The organism is Nodosilinea sp. LEGE 06152, from assembly GCF_015207525.1.
Lineage (GTDB): Bacteria > Cyanobacteriota > Cyanobacteriia > Phormidesmidales > Phormidesmidaceae > Nodosilinea.
On the sequence record NZ_JADEWR010000018.1, the window covers coordinates 133,973 to 154,900 of the forward strand.

Below are 20,928 nucleotides of genomic sequence, written 5' to 3' on the forward strand. Positions count from 1 at the left end.
AACAAAACCAGAGCTGCTTGCAGCTCTGGTTGACCCAAGTGATGGATGGCTAAGCCTGGATTGATAGCGCTGGCTGGCTAGTTTAGAACATGATCAGGTATCTCAGCCTGGGCTGGAACGCTAGCTGGCTCGCAACCGCCACTCTAAGTATCCGTTGTTGTTGTGGCCTAACCCAGGTGCAGTTGCTATAGGTTTAGCGTGCTTTCACCTGCTTAGCCATATCCATAAAGGGAGACAGGCTGGGGCCGGGGCGGCGACGGCGGGGCATAGATGTACCAACGCTGGTCAGGTAGTTAGAGGCAAAGCCAGTGGGCACAGGCTCGGCCGGGGCTGCTGCCAGAGCTGGGACTGGAGCCTTGGTTTCTTTTTTGGCAGTGGGTTTAGCCTGGGTCTTAGCAGAGGCTTTAGTCTCTGCTTTAGCAGGAGCTTTGGCCGCCGCTTTGGCAGGAGCCTTGGTCACTGCCGCAGGTTCAGCCTTAGCTGCCGGAGCGGGAGCGCTGGGGGCGATCGCAGGCTGACTGCTGTCATCGGCCTCGTCCAGTTCCATAAAAAATTCAGACTTTTTGCCCAGCCCCACTAGGCCGCCAACGGTTCTGAAGATGCCGCCAATAAGCCCAAAGATAGCCCCAAAAATAGACTTAATTAAACCCATGGGTATGTCCTTGATGAATCTGCGTTTCTGAATTAATTATCAAGTTCCGTTACGCCTCATCACAAGGTGAAGGGCTAACTAGATACAAAAGTTAATGCTGGCCCTCAGGTTTCTAAGCGGCAACGGCAGTGGCTTGGCTCCGTCTTGGCGGAGATGGCGTTGACCCAAGCCATAACTCATTTCGGCGTCAAGCGCTGTACCGCATTCTGTACATTCTTGACTGCCTGGCTCGTTGGCGGTGTAACTGGGTTTGGGGCTGTTTAGTCCCCAGAGTAACTTACCAACTGCCCAGGCTAAAGCAGGGATAGCGGGTTCAGAGGTTTTGCAGGCGTAATACCTAGGTTTTGGGGCCTAGGTATTGGGGGCGATCGCTCGCTGGTTTGCCAAGGCCCTCGAGTTCGAAGCAGAGAATCGCTCTATTTTTTGCCGAAGAGAGCAAATTGGTATCCGCAGCTTCTTTACTTCCCTTAAAACTTCGTTAGGATAATTAATAACGGAGTTAACTTTTATTAATTATCATGATTGCTCAGCAACGCATCCTATCCCTGGGCAGGCTTGTGCTTCAGCCCAACCAATCGACTAATACTGCCTTTCAGATTTCTTGGACAATTCTGAGAGTTGTAGCCGGTATCGTTATGGTTCATAACGGTCTCGACAAGCTGGCCAATATCGAAAGCTTCGCCCAAGCCTACGTAGCCTATCTGGGGTTGCCTTTCCCCATCACTTTCAGCTACATGGCGGCCTTCACCGAGCTAATCGGCGCTCCTTTGGTGGCCCTGGGGTTGTTTACTCGCCCGGCTGCTCTGGGTCTCTTCTTCACCATGCTAGTGGCTATGTACCACCACGTTAAGGTGGCGGGTCTGAGCATTCCCTACCTGGAGTTGTCTGCCTTGTACGCAGCGACGTTTCTCTTTTTTGTGGTCAATGGCGGTGGGCGTTTTGCTGTAGATGCGTTGTTGAGCAACGTGTTGGGCGGCGTGCTAAGCCAGCAAACCGACGGCAAGCGGGTTTCACTAGAAACCGTCTTTCAACTATCTGACGAAGCTAAAACCAAGGCCAAGTCGGGCCTGTAGGTGTTGGCCTATCTACTCCACAACCCTCGGCAGATCTCTGGCGGGGGTTGTTTGCTGCCTTGAACTCGGTTAGGTATGGGGTTCGCCAAACAGCACGAGAGAGCAGGTGGCCTCGTCAATGACCTGGTGGGTGACATCGCTAACGGCCAGGCCGCCCGCCGTTCGCCGTCGCATCGATCGCAGCACAATCATGTCGTGGGTTTGAGCGGTTTCAAGAATGACGTCGGCGGGCTTATCGCCTACGGTAGTGAGCAGGTTCCAGCTAATTTGGGGACCGTCTGCCATCATTTTGGTTAAGGCGATTTCTATTGCTTTGAGCTGGTCGTCGGGGGTATGGCGATCGCAAATGTGCAGCAGCGTCACCGTCGCGTGGTGGGTGTCAGCAAACACTTGGGCAAAGCGAGCAGTGCGCACGGCCTGGGGCGTCATCGTCTTCATTGGCACCAAAATGCGGCGAATTTCGGTTGGCTCGGTCAGCAATCGGGCCACCGCTACCGGGCAGTGGCTCGACCAAAATACATCGTCGACTAGGGTGCCAAACAGTTTGGCTCGAAACCCCCGGCGGCTCCAGCCCAGCAAAATCAGGCTGGCATTTTGTTCGCGAGCCGTGCGAGTAATGCCTTCTGACACATCGTCGTCGATGCGCAGCACCGAGTATGCTTGGGCATTAAACTCCTGGCTCAGGGTTTCGGCCTTGTGCAGCAGCCTGCGGCACTGATCCACGGCGCTGACCAAACTGGGATCATCCATGTGCACGTGGGCGCGGGCCACGGTCACTGGAATCACATAGCCACCCTCGTGACTAGCCAACAGGGCGGCCATTTCAATTAGGTAGCGCTGAGTCACCGGATTATAGATGGGCACCACTACCGTAAATGGTCCGGTAATCGTTGCATCGTGGCGGCTTTCGGGGGCAGCTCCGTAGTCAAACCACAGCGAATCATCAGACGCAGTGCGGGGGAGCTTAGACGTTACCAACCGCCCTGCATAGCGAGCCGTCAGCAGCGGACCTGTCACCGATGTGACCAGCATCATCACAATGACGGCGTTAAACTCCAGACTTGAGATGATGCCCTGCTGTAGCCCGACTAAGGCGGCGGCCAGGGTGGCGGCTACCTGGGGCATGGACAGCGACCACATGGTCAAAATCTGGATCCAGCTGTAGCGATAGAAGGGCTTGGTGGCCAGGGCCGCCAAAAACTTGCTGAGAATAAGGGTGCCTGTCAGCGCCAGCGTAAAGGCCAAGTTAGTGGTCACCGACTCCCTAAACACCTGCAGGTCGAGCAGCAGCCCCATGCACACAAAGAAAAAGGGAATAAACAGCACCCCACCGACAAACTCTACTTTCTCTTTGACTGGGCCGTTGCCGACCACGTCGTTGACCGCCAAGCCCGCTAGAAACGCCCCCACGATTTTGTCGACGTTGATCAGCTGCGACCCTACCGCCGCCAAAAATACCGCTGCCAGCACAAACAAAAACTGGTTGCCCTCGCGATCGCCGTTCCGCTTAAAGTACAGTTTGCCAGCCCAGTCGATGCCGACCAGGACTGCTGTGGCAAAAATTCCTAGCATGATCAGCTGTACCACCACCGTCTGGGCCGAAAATTCTCCCGCCTGAGCGGCAACGCACATGGCCAGCACCAGCAGTGCCCCAATATCGGTAAAAATCGTTGCGCCTACGGTAGCCGTTACTGAGGGTTCTTTGGTCACCCCTAGTCGCATCACAATGGGGTAGGCCAGCAGGGTGTGAGAGGCCAGCAACGACCCGATTAGCACAGCTGCAATCCAGTCGAAGCCAAAGGCCCGGCTGAGCAACATGCCCGCTGTGAGCGGCACCGCAAAGGTCGTAAAGCCAAACCCCAGCGATCGATTGCGGGTGCGCTTAAAGTCTTTGAGGTCAATTTCTAGACCGGCAACAAACATCAGGTAAATTTTGCCTACGTCTGACAGCAGGGTTTCCACATCCCCGGATGGGTCGAGCAACCCCAGGACGCTAGGCCCCAAAATGACCCCCGCCGCCAGCAGCCCCACCAGCCCCGGCAGCCGTAGCCTCTCAAAAATGGGCGGAATAATTAGCGTGACCAGCAGCAGCACCGTAAATGCCGTGATTGGGCTACTGGGCAAAAAGCTCAATAGGCCGTGGGCAGCGCTATCTGCGGTTGTCAAGGCAGCCATAGGTTGCTCCTAAAGTAAATAAGGGCGCTAAGAGTATTCCATCTCAAAAAACATCCTTCAAACGGTCAAGGGCGCGAGTGTGGCCCGTTAGGCGATCGCGGTGAAACCCAAGTCAATGTGGCGCTGAAACACCCTAAAACAGGCTAGCCGCACCAACGCAGCCATTGCCTCCAGGTGAGAATATTTTGACATAGACGCCTGGGGCCGCTGTGAACGAGCCGCCTAGGAGTCTGCGATCGGTCGATTCCCTACCTGACGTTACCGAACCAGCGCCATGGGTGCGGGCGGTGGGGCCGCATTAGCCATTGCAAAAAAGCTTGCTCTGTATGGTCTTGAGCTACCAGACAGAGCTAAATAGGTGGAGAGGCTGATTGGCTAAGCTCAAATACCCAGGCGTTGGTAGACCTGGTCGAGATTGCGCAGATGGCGTTCGGGGCTGAAGCAGTGGGCGATTTCTGCCGCCGATAGGTGGGCGGTCACGCGCTCATCCGCCTCAATTAGTTCTCTAAAGTTGCCGTCATCGGTATTCCAGGCCTGATGGGCACATCCCTGAACGATCGCATAGGCGTCTTCTCGGGCCAGACCTTTATCAACCAGGGCCAGCAGCACCCCTTGGCTAAACACCACGCCGCCGTAGACATTCATGTTGCGGGCCATGTTCTCGGGGTAGACCAGCAGGTTTTTGATGAGTTCAGTGGTCTCAACCAGCATGAAGTGGGCGAGAATGCAGCTGTCAGGAAAGGCCACCCGCTCTACCGAACTGTGGGAGATATCGCGCTCGTGCCACAGGGCTACGTTCTCCAGTGCCGCCATGGCGTTGCCGCGCAAGAGCCGCGCCATGCCGGTCAGGCGTTCTGAGCGGATGGGGTTGCGCTTGTGGGGCATAGCCGACGAGCCTTTCTGTTTTTTCGAGAAAAATTCTTCTACCTCCAGCACATCGGTGCGCTGGAGGTTACGAATTTCTACCGCAAACCGCTCGATGCTGGCCCCCAGCAGGGCCAGAGCATTCATAAAGTCGGCGTGGATGTCGCGGGAGATCACCTGGGTGGAGGCGGTATCGGGGCGCAAGCCCAGGTTCTGGCAGGCCAGCGCCTCAATGTTGGGGTCAATGTTGGCGTAGGTGCCCACCGCGCCAGAGATTTTGCCGACGGCGATCGCGTCCTGCAGGTGCGTCAGCCGCTCCCGATGGCGCAGCATTTCGGCCAGCCAGCCAGCTAGCTTAAAGCCAAAGGTAATTGGCTCGGCGTGAATACCGTGCGATCGCCCAATCATGACCGTGTCGCGGTGTTCCTGGGCTTTGTAGCGAATCGCCTGAATCAGGTTTTCGACGTGGATCATAATCACCTGCAGACTGTCTATCAGCTGCAGCGACAGCGCCGTATCCAGCATATCGGAGCTGGTCATGCCCAGGTGAATGTAGCGCCCTGCATCGCCCACGTACTCATTGACGTTGGTAAGAAAGGCGATAACGTCGTGGCGCACCTCGGCTTCAATTTCAAGAATGCGCTTGGGGTCAAACTTAGCCTTAGCCTTGATTTCCTCTACCGCCTCTTTTGGAATGTAGCCCAATTCGGCCTGGGCTTCGCATACGGCGATTTCGACCCGGAGCCAGGTTTGAAATTTGTAGTCGTCGGTCCAGAGGTTGCCCATTTCGGGCAGGGTATAGCGTTCAATCAAGGCTTTGGTCTGAATACAACCGTCCCATTCTACCCGGCTGCCCTCAGCCATGGAAAACTGAAGCACTATACTTTATGCCTGCCCTTGCTTCCCCATCCTAAAGGGCAATACGTTTGGTTTGAGCAATGCCAGCGAAAGCGGCGAAACTACCGTCATTGCGCAGCATTTTGCTGGGCGTAGTTGAGGTTGGGTTGGTAGTCTACGGCTTTTTGCTGAGCTGTAGCGTAATTGGGGTCCGAATCCGGCACCCGCTGCATAAGACTGATGGCCAGCGCCCAGGCATCGGCTACCTCCTGCCACTGGGCAGGCGTGCTAGCTGTTTGAGCCTGGTTAGCCGCCGTCTGGGCCGCATTAACCGCCTGCCTAAACACATCTTCCTCGGCTACCGCCGCCGGGTCCGTGGGCAAGGAGTCAGGATTAGGAGCTGGCTGCGTAACCGCCGGGTCACCCTCAGGGCCGCGCAGCCGACCCAGAAGCATGAAACCCGCTAGAGCCGCCAGCACTAAGGCCCCCACCAGGCCAATCAGCCGCAGCGGGAGGCCAGAGCTGCCAGAGCGGCGCACGCTGCCGTCATCGTTGAACTGATCAGGGGTAAGCGCAACGTGAGTAGAAGGGTCTGAGCCAAATTCTTGAATAAAGTCGTCGGTGGCGTCAGGCTCGTCATCTATGAGGGCGGCACCGTTGCGGTCTTGAATGAAGCCGTTGCTATCCTCGTGGCTGTCGCTAAATACGTCAGCGCCAAAGCCTTCCTCCCCAAAACCCTCGTTTCCGAGGCCCTCATTTCCAAAGCCTTCCTCCTCAAACGCTGGGGCTTCAAAGTCTGGTTCATCGCTGAACGCTCCAACGCTGAAGCCTGGTGTTTCAAACCCAGAGCCACCAAAATCATTGCCTTCAAATTCGACCGATTCAAATGCTAAATCGTCGGCAGCGTCACCGCCAAAACCCATGCCCACGGCGTCTGGTTCAGCTTCGGCCGCGTAAGCCTCGGGTTGGTCTACGAAGAAAGTATCATCGTAGGCGTCAAGCTCACTGGGGCTGTCGTCCAGGGCTGGATCGGGTACAAAGTTGCCCGCAGCCGTTTGATCAAGCTCCATGGTCGAAAAGGGCAAATCGGCGTCGGCTTCTAGGGCAAACTCCGGCTCAAAGCCAGGGGTAGCGTCTGGGGCAAAGGCATCCAGGTTCCCTGCCTCCGCCTCAAATCCAGGGGCGGTGAAAGCGTAGGGATCGTCCTCTGCGGGTAAAAACGCCCCGGTTGCAAAGGGGTTAGGATCGGCATCAACGGCTTCAGCCGACGAGTCAAACACCAGACCAGGGTCAAACTCAGTACCAAGGTCATTAGCATTGCCGGAGGTGTCTAGCGCTAGATCAGGATCAAAGTCGCCTGTGGACTCTTGCCAGGGTTGAGCAGAGGTGTCTGTGCCTGGCTCGACAGCCGGGTCAGCCCAGTCGGCATCGAAATCCGTGCCCAAATCGGCGTCGAAATCTGTGCCTAAATCGGCGCTCAACTCTGGAGCAGCGGCACCCCAATCGGTGGCTAGGGCATCTTCGCTCAGCAGATCAGAGGGAAGATTACCTCCTGCCGCTAGATCAAAGTCATCAAAGTTGTTGGTAGTGGAAGGATCTAGGGCTTCGGCAGAGCTGTCTGCGGCCAGATCAACGTCGGTCAGGGTTAGATCGGCTGGGTCACTCAAATCGGTATCAGCCTCACTCAGGGAGAGTTCGGGTGAGGCGGTAGACCAGTCGTCGCTTAAGTCTAGACCACCTGCTAAATCGAGGTCGTCAGCGGCCCCTAAATCTTCGAAGGCGCTCGGTTCGGCAATGATGAGGTCGGGGGGCAGGTCGTCTGGATTGTCAGCTGTCTCTGAGAGCGGGGCATCGGCCTCAAACCCTAGATCCGCAAAGGCGATCGCATCCGCATCTCCAGCATCAGCCTCAAGTCCTAGATCCGCAAAGGCGATCGCATCTGCATCCCCAGTATCGGTTCCCAAATCCTCAGGCACGGCCCCTAGATCTCCCCACTCGTCGAGGCTTTCTTCAGAGCTATTGAGGTTGGAAGTCAGGTCGGTATCAAAGGCGGCCAGGTCGTCCACAGCGTACAGGTCTGCTGCGGTTGGCTCAGGGACGATCGCACTGATGTCGGTATCGCCCCACAGATCATCGAGGTCAGCCTCGATCTCAGGTGCGGTTAGCGGGGCTGGAGGAGAATTGAGGTCGAAGGCTGAGCCATCGGCTTCGAGGTCATCAACCTCTGCGATCGCCCCAAACTCCTCCGTCCCGAAAGTTTCTGTGCCTAAATCTTCCGTCCCTAAATCTTCTACTCCGAGATCTTCTATCCCAAAACTTTCTGTCCCAAGCGCTTCGGTTCCAAAGCTTTCCCCAAAGTCAGCATCGGTAGCCGCTAGGCCCAGGTCTCCTGCGGGGTCAAACTCCGTACCAAAGTCTAGATCTAAATCGTCGCTGGCTCCTAGACTGGCCTCGCTCTCCGTGCCAAAGTCTAGATCTAAATCGTCGCTGGATTCTAGACTGACCTCGCTACCAGCCGCTTCGGGGGCAAACTCTAAATCAAAGTCAGCTGTGTCTAGCACCAAGTCATCGGTGGTGCTGGCATCGGGTGGGGTTTCAGTCAAATCTAAATCGAAAGCTCCTAGGCCAGACCCACTGCCCGCCGCTTCGGGGGTAAATTCTAGATCAAAGTCAGCAGTGTCTAGCTCTAGATCGTCGGTGACACTGGTGTCGGCTGGGGTTTCAGTCAAATCTAAATCGAAGTCTAGCTCTGCGTCTAACTCTGCGGTGGAGAGATCGGTTGCAGGTGCTTCGGTTGTGCCAAAGTCGAGGTCTAACGCCTCTGCCGGGCTAGCGGCAGCAGGTTCTTCGGTCCACCCCAAGTCAAGATCAGCGCTGGCATCCGTGGCGCTATCGTCGAGGTCCAAGTCAAAATCAAGATCGCTGGCTGAGGTGGCTGGCTCAGCGTTAAAGTCCATATCAAAGGCCAAATCGGCGGGTGCATCGCCAGCGGCTGGCCCATCCGTGAGGCCCAGGTCAAAAGCCATGTCGGCATCGGTAGGTGGCTGGGTCCCAGCCTCAGTCAGCCCTAAATCAAAATCGAGGTCGATAGGTTCGGCCGGGAGCTCGTCGGATAGCCCAAGGTCGAGGTCAAAGCCGTTGGGGTCGGCTGAGGTTTCTTCAGGCAGCCCTAAGTCAAGGTCGAAGCCGCTGTCGGTGGTAAGGTCAGCGACGAGGTCGTCGCTGAGATCAAGGTTGAGGTCGTCGGCGAACGCTGATCCAGAACCAGCATCGCTGAGGTCAAGGTCGAAGCTGTCGGCAACCCCTGGCCCAGAGCCAGCATCGCTGAGGTCGAGGCCAAAGTCGCTGTCGGTAAACTCTAAGTCTGTAGGTGCCTCAAGGCCTAGCTCGCTGTTGGTCAGGCCTAGATCTAGATCTAGGTCTAGATCGGCCCCATTGAGATCGTTGCCCAGGGCCGCGTCTAGATCCCCAAGGTCGGTAGTGTCTAGGGCCGTGCTGTCGAGGTCAAAACCCAGGTCTAGGTCGTCGCTTGCAAGGGTGTCACCTGCGATCGCGTCCTCCGGGGCGGCATCGAAATCTAGCTCAAAGTCGCTGGTCACCGTTTGCAGCACCAAATCCTCGCTCCAGGCGCTGGCGCTGGCCCCAAGCTGTTTGCCGCTCACGGTGAGACGGTGAATAGCGGCTAGCTCCAGCCCCGTGATGCCTTTTTTGACAAAGGCGACTAAATCAACCTGATTAGGAATTTGAGCACCCTCGAGGTTGACCTGGAGCGTACTTTCCTGCTGCACCACACGGGCGGTAATGCCCTGGGTTTCTAGATGGCGATTCATCAGGGCCGCGATCGCGTCTGGGTCACCCTGGCGGGCCAATTGCAGAACATTGGGAGGCGTAGTAGACATAGAGGTCTATTGAATTCGATGAATTCAGCGCACTGGGCCGGAGAATTCCCTATAGTATGCCCGTGGTGGCTGATATTGGCACAATCAACCTTTATCGATGTGTAAACCTAGCGCAATGTCACCCTGAATGTTACAGGCCCTAAATGTTATGGAGTCTGTTGATTAAGCTGCTGCAAAATACTCTCTAACTGCCGTTGGGCCTCGCCATAGCGCTGCCAATCGCCCTGCTGAAGCGCCTGCTGGCCAGTCTGATACGACTCAAGGGCGGCCTGAACAAGTTCGGCTGTGGTGCCAGGAGAAGTACCGGGAGGGGCCGCTGCCTCTGGCGTTGCGGGGGCGGGGGCGGGTGTGCTCGCTTCTCCAAAGATAGCATCCAGGCTTTGGTCAAGGGTTTCTCGCATCACCACGCGATCGTTGTAGGCGACAATCACCCGCCGCAGCTCGGGCAGTTCGCCCTGGTCGGCCCTTAGGTAAATGGGCTGCACGTACAGCAGCGACTGCTCTACCGGAATCACCAGCAGCGTGCCGCGAATCACCCCTGAACCCTGCTGGCTCCAGAGGGTGAGCTGCTCAGAAATCTCGGGCGTTTGGCTAATGCGGGCCTCGACCTGGGTGGGGCCAAACACCAGCTCCTGCTTAGGAAATTCGTAGAGCAGCAGGCGACCGTAGTTGTCGCCATCAGAGCCACCCGCCATCCAGGCGATCATGTTGTCGCGGTTGGCGGGGGTAAAGGGCAGAATCTGCAAAAATTCTTCCCGCTCTAGCCGGGGCAGTTTCATGATGATGTAGTAAGGCTCCATAGCCTCCACTTCGCCATCTTCCTCATGCTCAGGAAAGCGCCACAGGTCTTCGCGGTTGTAGAAGACTTCGGGGTTTTCCATGTGATAGGCCCGATACATTTGGGCCTGCACGGTAAAAATATCCTGGGGGTAGCGCAGGTGCTCGCGGTAGCTGGCGGGCAGATCGTCGATCGGTTTAAACAAGTCGGGGAAGATGCGGCTGTAGGTAGTCAGCAGCGGATCGTCAGGGTCGCGGGCGTAGAGTTCTATGGTGCCGTCGTAGGCATCGATAAAAACTTTGACGGCATCGCGAATGTAGTTGACGCCGTTGCGCATCAGGGGGTTGTTGTTCTCCACGAGCGAGACCATGTCGGTGCGACGGTTGAGCGGCTCGGAGTAGGGGTAGCGATCGCTACTGGTGTAGCCGTCAAGTATCCACTTAATGCGCCCGTCGATTAGGGCCGGGTAGGGGTCGCCATCAAAGGTCAGAAAGGGAGCCACCTGGCGCACCCGATCGGTGATTAGCCGGTGGTAGTGAATGCGGGTTTCGGGGCTGAAGTAGTTAGAAATTAAAACGCGAAAATTGCCTAGGTCGTAGGCATAGACCAGTCGCCGCAGCCAGGAGTTGAGCGGCACGCCCCCGCTGCCGGTGTAGCGGTAGGCGGCATTGGTGTCGCCCTGGGGGTAGTCAAACTCGTCGGTGTTGGCTCCGGTAAAAATATAGTTGCGGGTGCTTTCGCCGTAGTAAATGCGGGGTTGTTCGAGGGGCAGATCGACGGTGCTGTCGGGGGGCACGTTGCGAATGAAAAACTCTGGCAGCCCGTTGGGGGTAATCTGGTTCACCGGGCTCATCACCGCCCCAAATCCGTGGGTAAATTTGAGCTGGCGGTTGATCCAGTTTTGGGCTTCGGGAGGCAACTGCTCCACTGGCAGCTCACGGGCTGAGAGGCTCACCTGGCGGTAGTCGCCGTTGAGAGTGTAGCGATCGATATCGACATCTTCAAAGTTGTAGTAGAGGCGAATCTCCTGCAGCTGCTTATAGGTGCTGAGCAGGGGAGCATAGTCCCACAGGCGAATGTTGTCTACTGTGGGGCTGTTGGTCTCGACCACAGCGCGGCTGAGGTTGTTCTGGGCCGGAAAGGGTTCTGTGGTAACGCTATCGAGGCCGTAGGCCTGCCGGGTAAAGGCAATGTTGTGCTCAATATAGGGGCGCTCAATGGTGAGCTCGTTGGGCTCGACCACAAAGTTTTGCTGAAACCAGGGGTAAAGGCCATTCACCAGCACCAGCACGCCCAGGTAAATCACAATGCCAAAAATCGGCAGCGAAAAGCCACTGCGGGCCAGCGCCACCACAAACAGCCCCGCCACCGCTAGGGTGACAAACCCCATCAGCCAGTAGGCCTGTAGCCGAGCGTGCACGTCGGTGTAGCCCGCCCCAAAGATGACGCCGCTGTCGGAGTACAGCAGCAAGTAGCGATCGAGCCAGAAGCCCGCTGCTAGCACCACGGCGATCGCCGCCAGCAGCAGGCACAGGTGGGCCTTGGCCTCACCCGTCAAAAAGTACTTCCAACCGCGCTCGGGGCGCACCTCACCCTTGAGGGTGTAGACCGTAACGGCAATTAGCAGTGCCCAGATCAGCAGCCCCAGCAGGTTGTCCTGTAGCCCCTGCCACAGGGGCAGCTTAAACACGTAAAAGCCAATATCGCGCTGAAAGATGGGGTCAACGGTGCCGAAGTCGGTGGGGTTGAGAAACTGCAGCACAGTTTGCCAAGCCGCTGCCGATCGCAGGGCTACCCCCAGGGCCAGCACAAAGATCAGCCCAGTCATACCCAGGTGCAGCAGGCGCGCGAACTGGTCTCGTTGAGCCGGATCGCTGTAGCGGCTCAAAAATCGGTAGGTGCGATCGCGGGTTAGCCGCAGCGCAATCTGGTAGCTGGCCCACAGCCCGCCGCCGTAGAGAACAAAACTCCCCAGCCCCAGCGCCAGTTGCCACCTCAGACGCAGCCAAAACACCGACCTGTAGCCCACCGACTCAAACCACCACGACTCGGTGAGCAAATGCACCAGGCCGCCAGAGAACACCAGCAGCAGCGTAAGGGCCACCAACCAGGGCAGCAGTCGACGGGCACGGAGAGATTTGGTGGGGGAATAGGTCACAGGTATAGCAGGTAGGGGCAGATTGAACCTCAGGCTAAGGCCTGACAATGTCTAGCGGTAGCGACTGAGGTGCCGTTGCTCCTACAAGTCTAGCGATCTCCTCCTTCAGGCTAGTCGCCCGTTCCCCTAGGCTTAACCTTTTTTTAGGCCTGCGATCGCGCCAAAAGACTCAGTTGCCCCCCAATTTAAGCGGTAGCTTAGCGATTGTGTCGTCAGTAGCCCACGCCCCCAGTTGACCAGGTGAGTGGTCGCACAGAGACATTCTCTAGGGATTGTCAACTTTTAATACGCTCTTGCGAAATCGCCAAGATCCTGCGGAAGTTACCTGGGAAACCTACAAGCAGCAATCCTTTGGTAGCTCCCCTATGAGTGAATACACTGGTATGACCCCTACGGTAATCATTGGCCTGGGGGGAACCGGCAAAGAGATTTTGATTAAAATTCGCCGAATGATCGTGGAGCAGTATGGCTCCCTCGACGCGCTGCCCATCGTTTCGTTCTTGCACATTGATACTGAGCAGAACGCCCGCGTCTCCGAAGCTCAGACAGTGCTAAAGCAGGATATCTCCCTGCGACCTATCGAGCAAATCTGGGCTAAGGTCGAAGATGCCAAAGCCATTCTCAACAAGCTGTCGGCCTACCACTACCTGGATGAATGGTTCCCCAGCGAACTCAAGGGTACCGACTCAATTTTGTCGGGGGCGGGCCAGATTCGCGCACTGGGACGGTTTGCCTTTAGCCTCAACTATCCCCTAATTAAGGACTACTTCACCAAGGCCAAGGGGCGCATTGTCGGCCACGAAAAGTTCATGCTCGATCGCTGGAAGGTGCAGCTCGACAAAGGCATCAATATTTTTGTGGTGTGTTCGCTCTCGGGCGGCACTGGCTCCGGCATGATGATGGATTTGGCCTACAACCTGCGCGACTGGGTGCCGGTGTCAGAGTTACCGCAGACCAGCGCCTTTTTGGTGCTGCCGGGGGCATTTTCGGGCCTGGGCGATCGCGTCATTGCCAACGCCTACGCCGCCCTGATGGAGCTGAACCACTACAGCCGCGGCGATACCCGCTTTGACGCCCAGTACAGCGACAGCCAGAGCGATCGCATCACCGCCCAGAGCGGGTTAGATGTGCCCTTCAACTTCACCTACCTGGTGGGCAACAGCAACGACAAAGTCACCTTTCCCACCCTGGGCGACGTGCTGGAAATGGTGGCCCAGAACGTGTTTCTCGACTTCACCTCCGGCTTTAGCCAGTACAAAAAGCTGGTGCGCGACAACGTGCGCAAGCACTGGGCCAGCCCCGACGCCCTGGGCTACCCGCAGAACTTCATGAGCTTTGGCCTCTCCAGCATTCAGTTTCCGGTCGAGCGAGTGCTGAATGCTTGCTCCGCGCGCCTAGCCGCCAACCTGGTGGACTGGTGGAGCAACCCCACCCCCGCCCCCGCCGCCATGTCTGACCTGATTCGCACCGAGATTTTGCCCGGCCTGTTCTTGGCCGAATCCGAGCACGACCACCAGGTGATCGACAGCATTAGCATGGGCGACAACAAGAAGCCCTACGCCAAGGAAGTCGCCGACTGGGTGGCGGGGGTGCGCAAGCGCCGCAACGACCTCAACATCCCCTTCGAAAACCTGCAGCGGTTTATCTCCAACGAGCAGGAAAAATACGCTCCCCATTTCCACGACACCGGCACCGACCCCAAGCGCTGGAGCGACTACTTCCAAAAAATGTGGGATAACCTGAGCTGGCTGATCCCCGAGAAGCGCAAGGAACTGCGGGCCGTAGTCTACCAGATGGTAGAGGACCGCTTCCGGGGACCAAAATTCACCCGGCAGTTTCTGGAAGTGCTGATCGAGGTATTTGCCGACTTTCGCAGCAAATTTGACCAGGATCGGCAGAAATACTGGCTGCCCCGCGAGCGATCGGCCCAAAACGCCCTGCAAACCCTGCTGAAGCAGATTGACGATCACGCCAAGCAGATGATGATGCTCAACCGCAAGAAGGTGATCGAAGACGACTTTCAGGCCATCATGCAAGCGCTGGAGCAGGTCTACGTCTCTAAGGTGGAAGTCAAAGCCCGCACCCTGGGGGTGATGCTGCTCGACGGTCTGCGCGAAGAAATTGATCAGCTCCTGGTCGATCTGACCGCCTTTGAAACTGTACTGAGCACCGTCCAAACCGAGCTGAAAGACAAGGAGCGCGTCTACACCCGCGAAACCGGCGGCCTGACGGTGAACGGCATTTTGCTCTACGACGAAAAAGAAATTGATGCTGCCTACCGCAATACCGTCGCCGACCAGCAAGAAACCCTCTGCCAAACCCTCTCCCAGCAGGTGCTCGACGAACTGCGTCTGCGCCTGTTTGATGTCTATCAGTTTGATGTGCTGAAAACCAAAGACCTCTACGAGCGGCTGCTGGGCCAGGCGATGGATGTGTTTCGTCGCCGTAGCCAGCTCGATATTTCCACCGCTCGCAAATTTCTGGAGCAGTACCCCACCGTCGAGATGCAGGAAGCCCAAATTAAAACTACTTTCGAGAAATCGGAGGCCTTTTTGCGCCTCAGCCAGGAGCAAAAGAAGCTGGGCTGGGACGACAAGCTGGAGAAGTACCAAAAACTCGTCGGCATCCAGGGCGGCAGCAAACCTACCGACCCGGCGGTGTCTAGCCTGCTGCCGATGATTCGCAAAACCAGCACTGTCACCGACAAAGAAATTCGCCCCCTCAACGACCCCTACCACATCTACTTTGTGCAGGAGAAGGGGGCCTTTCCGCTGCGGCTGATTGAAGGCATGGAGCGCATGCGATCGCTCTACCGCGCCGTTAGCCAGGCCGACCACAACCCCCTGCACACCCACCAGGACTACCGCCAGTTTGGCGATGTGATGCCCGAAACCAGCAATGAGCGCCAGGCCCGCTATAACCTGATGCTGGCCAACGCTCTGGGGCTAGTGCGCCGCGAAGACAACCGGGTGACGGGCTTTGCCGAGGTTAAGTTTACCTACCGCAACAAGCTCACCGGCTTCGACCAAACCGAGGTGATGGGAGCCACCTGGCAAGAGGCCGAGGACTTTTTGCTCACCGACCAGAACCGTCGCCTAGCAGAAACCCTGGACGGAGCGATTCGCGCGATCGGTGAGCAGGCTGCCACCAAACCCGAAAAGCAGGCTCTCTACGACCAGATGATGACCTATCTGCAACAGCAGGAGCAAACGCTGCCGGGCGGCTCCGACAGCGCTGATTACCAGCGCATCCAGGCGGCAATTTCTGACTTTGTCACCACCCACCGTCTCTTCATCCCCGGCGAGAATCCACTCCCCACCGCCGCAACTCCTGTCACTCCATCTCCCGTAATAAACGACCCGTCCACCCTCCCACCCATCTACCCATCCACCCCTATCCCCCCGCCCCCTGCCCTCGATTCTGAAAACTTGGGCAAGTACGCCAAGCTAGTCGAGACCTGCTACCGACGCGGTACGCCTTCGCCCACCGAAGTGGAGCTGCTGGAGAAATTTCGGGTGAAGTATGGGGTTTCGATGGAGCAGGCCAGTGCGATCGCCGCTCAATACCAGCCCCAGGACACCATCGAGCAAGCCGCCGCTGAGTACGCCCTCATGTTCCGCGCCTTCCTCGACAACGATGGCGACATTGACTTAGAAGAACAGGCCCAACTGCTCGAACTTCAAGAAGAACTGGGCCTGACCAATGAGCAGGTGGCGATTATTGAGGAGAACGTGCGATCGGAGTTGACCTAAATGGGGAGAGTAAGAAATTAACGAGTTAGACAGCTAACTCCTAAAAAATGCCTACATAAATATAGGAGCGCTTGCTAGACATCGTGACTATCCCAAATCGCACCATCGACTTCGTCTATGTGCTTACCAATAAATCAATGCCCGGTCTCGTAAAGATTGGGTTTTCTTCCTGGTTGCCCGAGGATCGAGCTAAATCTCTTTACACCACAGGTGTTCCCGAACCTTTTGAGGTGGCTTACTATACCACTACCTCATGGCCTAAAGCAGTAGAAAGTAAAGTTCACCAGCTTCTTAACGACTATCGAGTCAATCCAGGAAGAGAGTTTTTTCGTGTCACAGTTGCACAGGCAATCAATACTGTCCGTTATGCACTTGTTGATGCAGCAAGTATTAATAGCTGGAAAGATTCAGGGTTTTACTCCTTGGTGTCTGAAGATCGAGTTTCACTAACACTAAAGTCTGGCCAGATATTCGCTCTCCTTAGCTATAGCGATCTCATAGAGATGATGAGAGAAAGCCCTGGAATTATTGATCTTTGGCAAGCTCATTCAGATGGGGATGTTCTTGAAATCTATGCTACTGATTCACCTGGTTATGTTTCAGGAATAAGTGATCATGATCCTGAAAGCGAAGAGGATCCTGTACCCTATCTTGATCGAAATAAAACCGTTGTCAATGGCCTAATTAATGGTCGTGAGCGCTTGATGCCTGGTGACAGACTTGTGTGGTTACCTGCACCTGAAGATGCTAAAGAAGAGGCAAGTGTAGTTTTCGCAACTCAGAGCCATTGCCAGATTGTGAGTAGAACATGGAGTCCTGTCTTTGGGCCAGACGGATTACCTCTCTTACTTAATGACTTTTTATATGGAAATGTATGGCCTGAAGCTCATCGCTCATTAAATGACGCTCTCAAATCATTTTCTACCCCGCGCAATTGGGCACCACGACAAGAACGAGATTCTTCCTGGGCACAAATTGGTTCAAATCCACCGCCTGCTGATTATTGGTTACCTCAGCTTAAGCGAAGAAAACGAAAGAAAAAGTAAGTTGGTTAGAAGATTGAGTAACGCGCTATCAGAAGCCAACAAAACCCTCTCTGGTGTTGAGTTCTACCCCGTTTCATAGAATCTACCCGACTGCTTCAATTCAAAACCCAAAACTCCTCCCACTCTCCATCCACCCCCTTATCCATTCACCCACCGCCATGACCGACAGTTTCAACCATGTCACCTGCCCCAAATGCGGCTACGAAGAAAACTCTATCTCGGCTCAAAAGTGTGAGATTTGCGGCCAGCCTTTGAAGAAGAGCAAGTCTCTGGCTCCTGTCATCGCTGGGGTCGGCGCTGCCATCTTTCTGGCGGCGCTGGGGTTCACCGGCTACAACGCCTTTTTCAAGAAGGATGCACCCGCTCCCCAGGCCACCGCTCCCGCTGCGCCAGTCGACAATAGTGCTGCGACCGGGGCAGATCCTACCCCAGCTGCACCCACGTCCACATCAAGCCAGCCCGCCAACGTGGCGAATGCCTTGAGCTGGGGCGATCGCGTCCTGTTTACCGATGCCCCCAACCCCGACATGCAGGCCGGGGCCGCCGCCTATGCATCGGGCGACTACGCCACCGCCGCCGCCCGCTTCGAGACGGCCCGCAACGCTGTCCGTAACGACCCCGAAGCGCTAATTTATCTCAACAATGCCAAGCTCGGCTCTACCCCCGTCCTAGGGATTGCCGTTGTCGTACCCATTGGCGACAGCCCCAACACTGCTCGCGAGCTGCTGCGGGGAGTGGCCCAGGCCCAGGATGAAGTGATCAAAGCTGGGACACCTTTCAAGGTGCTGATTGCCAATGATCGCAACGATGCAGGCCAGGCAGAGGCGATCGCCAACGCCCTGGTGCAAGACCCTAACGTTGTCGGCGTGATTGGCCACGGCACCAGCACCACCACCCTGGCCGCTGCACCCATCTATCAGCAGGGCCAGCTGCCAATGATTGCCCCCACCAGCACCACCACCGAGCTGGCTACCCTAGCCCGCAACGGCAGCAACTTTGTGTTTCGGGTGATTCCCAGCGACCAGTTCACCGGCACCACTCTGGCCCGCCACATGCTGTCCCTGGGCAAAAATCGGCCCATCGTGTTCTACAACTCCCAAAGCTCCTATAGCAAGTCGCTGCAAGAGGCGTTTTCGACCACCCTGGGGCTAGAGGGCGGGCAGGTGGCCAAACTGGTCGATTTGTCCCAGGGCAACCCCACGGCTGAGCTACAGGGCAGCGGAGCCGATGCCATAGTGCTGCTGCCCGACTCGGCCACCTTTGACGCGGCGATCGCCGTCGCCCAGCTCAACCAGGGCCAGCTTCCTATGCTAGCAGGCGATGCCTTTTACCGCATTGAAGCGTTGCAAAAGGGCGGTGCTAGCCTCACGGGCACCGTGGTTACGGTTCCCTGGCATCCGCTTAAATCGACGCCGCCCTTTGCCCAAACCTCCTCGGGCCTCTGGGGGGGCGATGTCAACTGGCGCACCGCCCTTAGCTATGACGCGTTTCAGGCACTGAGTTCAGCCCGTACCGTGGGCAATGTTACCCCTGCCCAGGGCCAGCAGGGGCGTGCGGCGATTGGGCAAGCGCTCGCCGCCCAAGGATTTTCGGCTAATGGATCCACTGGAGCGATTAGCTTCCTGCCATCGGGCGATCGCAACACCACCGTGCTGCTGGTAGAGGTAAGACCGGGCACCCGCTCGGGCACGGGCTTTGATTTTGTGCCCTTACCCTAGCCGTGAGATGTGAACGTAAATCCTGGTTGCCTGCTCGGTTGGGCGAACACTGTTCGCCCCTACGTCACCCACCCCTTTACCCCTCTAGGCTGCTGCTGCGCGCCCGCATGCGCTCTTTCATGCCTTCGACAAAGTCACCAGCGATTAAGCCCTGCTCAATTTCGAGCTTGGCCTCTTCTTCTTCGCGATCGAGCGCCTTTTGCAGATTGGCCACGTAGAACTCCATCTTGTGATCATCCACCGCATCGGGGGTGCCGGAGGTAAGAATGGCGCGAATAATGCCGAACAGTCGATCCGGGAAGCGCTGGAACAGAAACGACTGGCGGCGCAGGCTGCCCGAGTCGTTGAAGTAGCGAAACTGGCCCATGTGGCCGTACACCCGCGTCGGCACCCAGGGAATAATCTGTGGTGGTATCAGCGGCACAATGTCGTTGTTGTTGACGTAGCGAATGATGCGATTGCCCATGCGGCTGTTCATATAGTTGACCAGCTTCCAGTCGGCGACGCGGGGCTGGCCAAAGGTATAGAGGCCACTGACTGGAAGCCCTTGGGTTTCTAAGGAAATTGTGGCCACCGCCGCCAGAGCGCCCCCTAGGCTGTGGCCTGTTACCCAGAGCTTGGTTTCAGGGGTTGACCACTTCCGCAGGTAATAGACCACCTGCCTTTCGACACTCTGCCAGGCATCCACAAAACCTCGGTGTACTCGTCCGGTAGGGGGCACTGCCTCCTGGTCAGCCAAGATCGTAAATGCCTTCAGCCGAATCTTGAGGTTGGTCTTCCAATCGCTAAGCTGTTGGGTGCCTTTAAACACCAAAATCAGGTTGTTGTCCTTGCGGAATAGAAACGCCTGGGTGTCGGTAAGCCGCATGTCGAGGTACACAAAATGGTCGCGGAGATCGCGCAGGCTGGTTTTCTCGCCCTCTCTTAACCAGTTTTTGATCACCTCAACCACGTACTGGCGGGCGCTAAGCTGCATCCAGCGATTGTCAATATCGTCGCTTAGCCACAGACGGGTAATATCGCTAACGTAGTCGCGGTCCTCGTAGACCAGGTGAGCCGCCTTAGCCAAACACAGTGCCCGGTAGGTGTCGTACTTGCCGTTTTCCTCGGTATCAATGCCGCTGAAGTCGTGGGTGGAGTAGGGGGGCGGCAAAATTTTGAAGCCAAAGCGCTCAAACAGCTTTTGTACCCGTCCATAACCCGCCCAGTGAATGTAGTGAAAGAGTTTGTCGTAAAAGCCCGAGCCGCCTTTGCGGCGGTAGCGGCGATCGCCAATTAACCGAATCCAGTAAATAATGAAGGGCTTGATCTCCTCCGCCGTCACCAGCCCCGACTCGATCATGATCTCGAAGTACTCCAGCCCTCCCAAAAACGAGTCAAACCAGTCGCGCAGGGTGACCTCAATGACGAACTCTTCGTTGTCGTACTGCTGCACCAACTCCAGGGTTTTGGGGGCAATAGCCTGGCTCTGGCTGGCCAGGCGCTTAATTTCATCGAGGCCGCTGCGCATTTTGACCATCTGATCGTGCGATCGTAGCGCCCGCCTAAGCCGGTAGTCGGTAGCCTCAAAGTCAATCAGACGGCCATCTTTGGGATGGTTAATGTAAAACGTCCGGTACTCTTCGTAGTCGAGAATATCCAGCACATTTTTAACCGCTGTGCGCTCGCGAAATGACTTCACCTCCTGGCGGGCCAGCTCGACCCGCTGCCAGCGCCGCTGTTGCTGGTACAGGTGCAGCCAAATCAGGGCAACAAACGCTCCGCCCATCAGGCTCAGGCTGGCCAGCAGCAGGGCTGGAGAAAGCCTCTCTATAACCCGTAGGGGAGCCCTCAGCAGGCGTCTGGGCATACTCTGGGCTCTTGTTGGGCTGAAGCGGCTGAGCCCTTGCAACCCCAGATCAGGGGAAACGTCTGCCCTGGCCGCTAAACCCTGAGCCCCGGCACCCACTGTTAACCACAGTGAAGCCCCAAAAACC

The 20,928-nt window shown here is 56.7% G+C and carries 10 protein-coding genes; 4 read left to right on the plus strand and 6 right to left on the minus strand.

Annotated elements, in window-relative coordinates; genetic code table 11:
- Positions 1 to 193 precede the first annotated feature (193 nt).
- Positions 194 to 652, minus strand: a complete 459-nt coding sequence (locus IQ265_RS21685) for a hypothetical protein (RefSeq protein WP_194057425.1) — start codon at positions 650 to 652, stop codon at positions 194 to 196.
- Positions 653 to 1,170: 518 nt separating this feature from the next.
- Between IQ265_RS21685 and IQ265_RS21690 the strand changes: the two genes are divergently transcribed.
- Complete coding sequence (locus IQ265_RS21690) at positions 1,171 to 1,725, plus strand: DoxX family protein (RefSeq protein WP_194057426.1); 555 nt, start codon at positions 1,171 to 1,173, stop codon at positions 1,723 to 1,725.
- 69 nt (positions 1,726 to 1,794) lie between these two features.
- On the opposite strand, the gene IQ265_RS21695 is transcribed toward IQ265_RS21690, so the two are convergent.
- The 4 genes from IQ265_RS21695 to IQ265_RS21710 form a co-directional block, all read right to left on the minus strand.
- On the minus strand, positions 1,795 to 3,900 hold the full coding sequence (locus IQ265_RS21695; protein ID WP_194057427.1) for a cation:proton antiporter: 2,106 nt from the start codon (positions 3,898 to 3,900) through the stop codon (positions 1,795 to 1,797).
- Positions 3,901 to 4,281: 381 nt separating this feature from the next.
- Positions 4,282 to 5,577, minus strand: a complete 1,296-nt coding sequence (purB, locus tag IQ265_RS21700) for an adenylosuccinate lyase (protein ID WP_194057565.1) — start codon at positions 5,575 to 5,577, stop codon at positions 4,282 to 4,284.
- A gap of 152 nt (positions 5,578 to 5,729) precedes the next feature.
- Positions 5,730 to 9,500 carry a hypothetical protein gene (locus IQ265_RS21705; RefSeq protein ID WP_194057428.1) on the minus strand — a complete coding sequence of 1,257 codons (3,771 nt, stop codon included), beginning with the start codon at positions 9,498 to 9,500 and terminating at the stop codon, positions 5,730 to 5,732.
- 146 nt (positions 9,501 to 9,646) lie between these two features.
- Positions 9,647 to 12,436, minus strand: coding sequence for a UPF0182 family protein (locus tag IQ265_RS21710; protein ID WP_194057429.1), 2,790 nt, complete (start codon positions 12,434 to 12,436; stop codon positions 9,647 to 9,649).
- A 365-nt stretch (positions 12,437 to 12,801) separates the two neighbouring features.
- Here IQ265_RS21710 and IQ265_RS21715 point away from each other — a divergent pair, with 365 nt between their 5' ends.
- The 3 genes from IQ265_RS21715 (at position 12,802) to IQ265_RS21725 (ending at position 18,952) form a co-directional block, all read left to right on the plus strand.
- Positions 12,802 to 16,188, plus strand: coding sequence for a tubulin-like doman-containing protein (locus IQ265_RS21715; protein WP_228038269.1), 3,387 nt, complete (start codon positions 12,802 to 12,804; stop codon positions 16,186 to 16,188).
- Positions 16,189 to 16,271: 83 nt separating this feature from the next.
- Positions 16,272 to 17,234: a GIY-YIG nuclease family protein gene (locus tag IQ265_RS21720; RefSeq protein ID WP_194057431.1), complete on the plus strand. Its 963-nt coding sequence runs from the start codon at positions 16,272 to 16,274 to the stop codon at positions 17,232 to 17,234.
- A gap of 158 nt (positions 17,235 to 17,392) precedes the next feature.
- Positions 17,393 to 18,952: an ABC transporter substrate-binding protein gene (locus IQ265_RS21725; RefSeq protein WP_194057434.1), complete on the plus strand. Its 1,560-nt coding sequence runs from the start codon at positions 17,393 to 17,395 to the stop codon at positions 18,950 to 18,952.
- 76 nt (positions 18,953 to 19,028) lie between these two features.
- Here IQ265_RS21725 and IQ265_RS21730 read toward each other — a convergent pair whose 3' ends face one another.
- Positions 19,029 to 20,801 carry a lipase family protein gene (locus IQ265_RS21730; RefSeq protein ID WP_194057436.1) on the minus strand — a complete coding sequence of 591 codons (1,773 nt, stop codon included), beginning with the start codon at positions 20,799 to 20,801 and terminating at the stop codon, positions 19,029 to 19,031.
- Positions 20,802 to 20,928 lie beyond the last annotated feature (127 nt).

Coding starts and splice junctions, on each gene's coding strand:
- IQ265_RS21695 (WP_194057427.1), bottom strand. CDS start 3,900: ATGGCTGCCTTGACAACCGCAGATAGCGCTGCCCACGGCCTATTGAGC.
- IQ265_RS21715 (WP_228038269.1), top strand. CDS start 12,802: ATGAGTGAATACACTGGTATGACCCCTACGGTAATCATTGGCCTGGGG.
- IQ265_RS21730 (WP_194057436.1), bottom strand. CDS start 20,801: ATGCCCAGACGCCTGCTGAGGGCTCCCCTACGGGTTATAGAGAGGCTT.
- IQ265_RS21690 (WP_194057426.1), top strand. CDS start 1,171: ATGATTGCTCAGCAACGCATCCTATCCCTGGGCAGGCTTGTGCTTCAG.
- IQ265_RS21725 (WP_194057434.1), top strand. CDS start 17,393: ATGACCGACAGTTTCAACCATGTCACCTGCCCCAAATGCGGCTACGAA.
- IQ265_RS21685 (WP_194057425.1), bottom strand. CDS start 652: ATGGGTTTAATTAAGTCTATTTTTGGGGCTATCTTTGGGCTTATTGGC.
- IQ265_RS21705 (WP_194057428.1), bottom strand. CDS start 9,500: ATGTCTACTACGCCTCCCAATGTTCTGCAATTGGCCCGCCAGGGTGAC.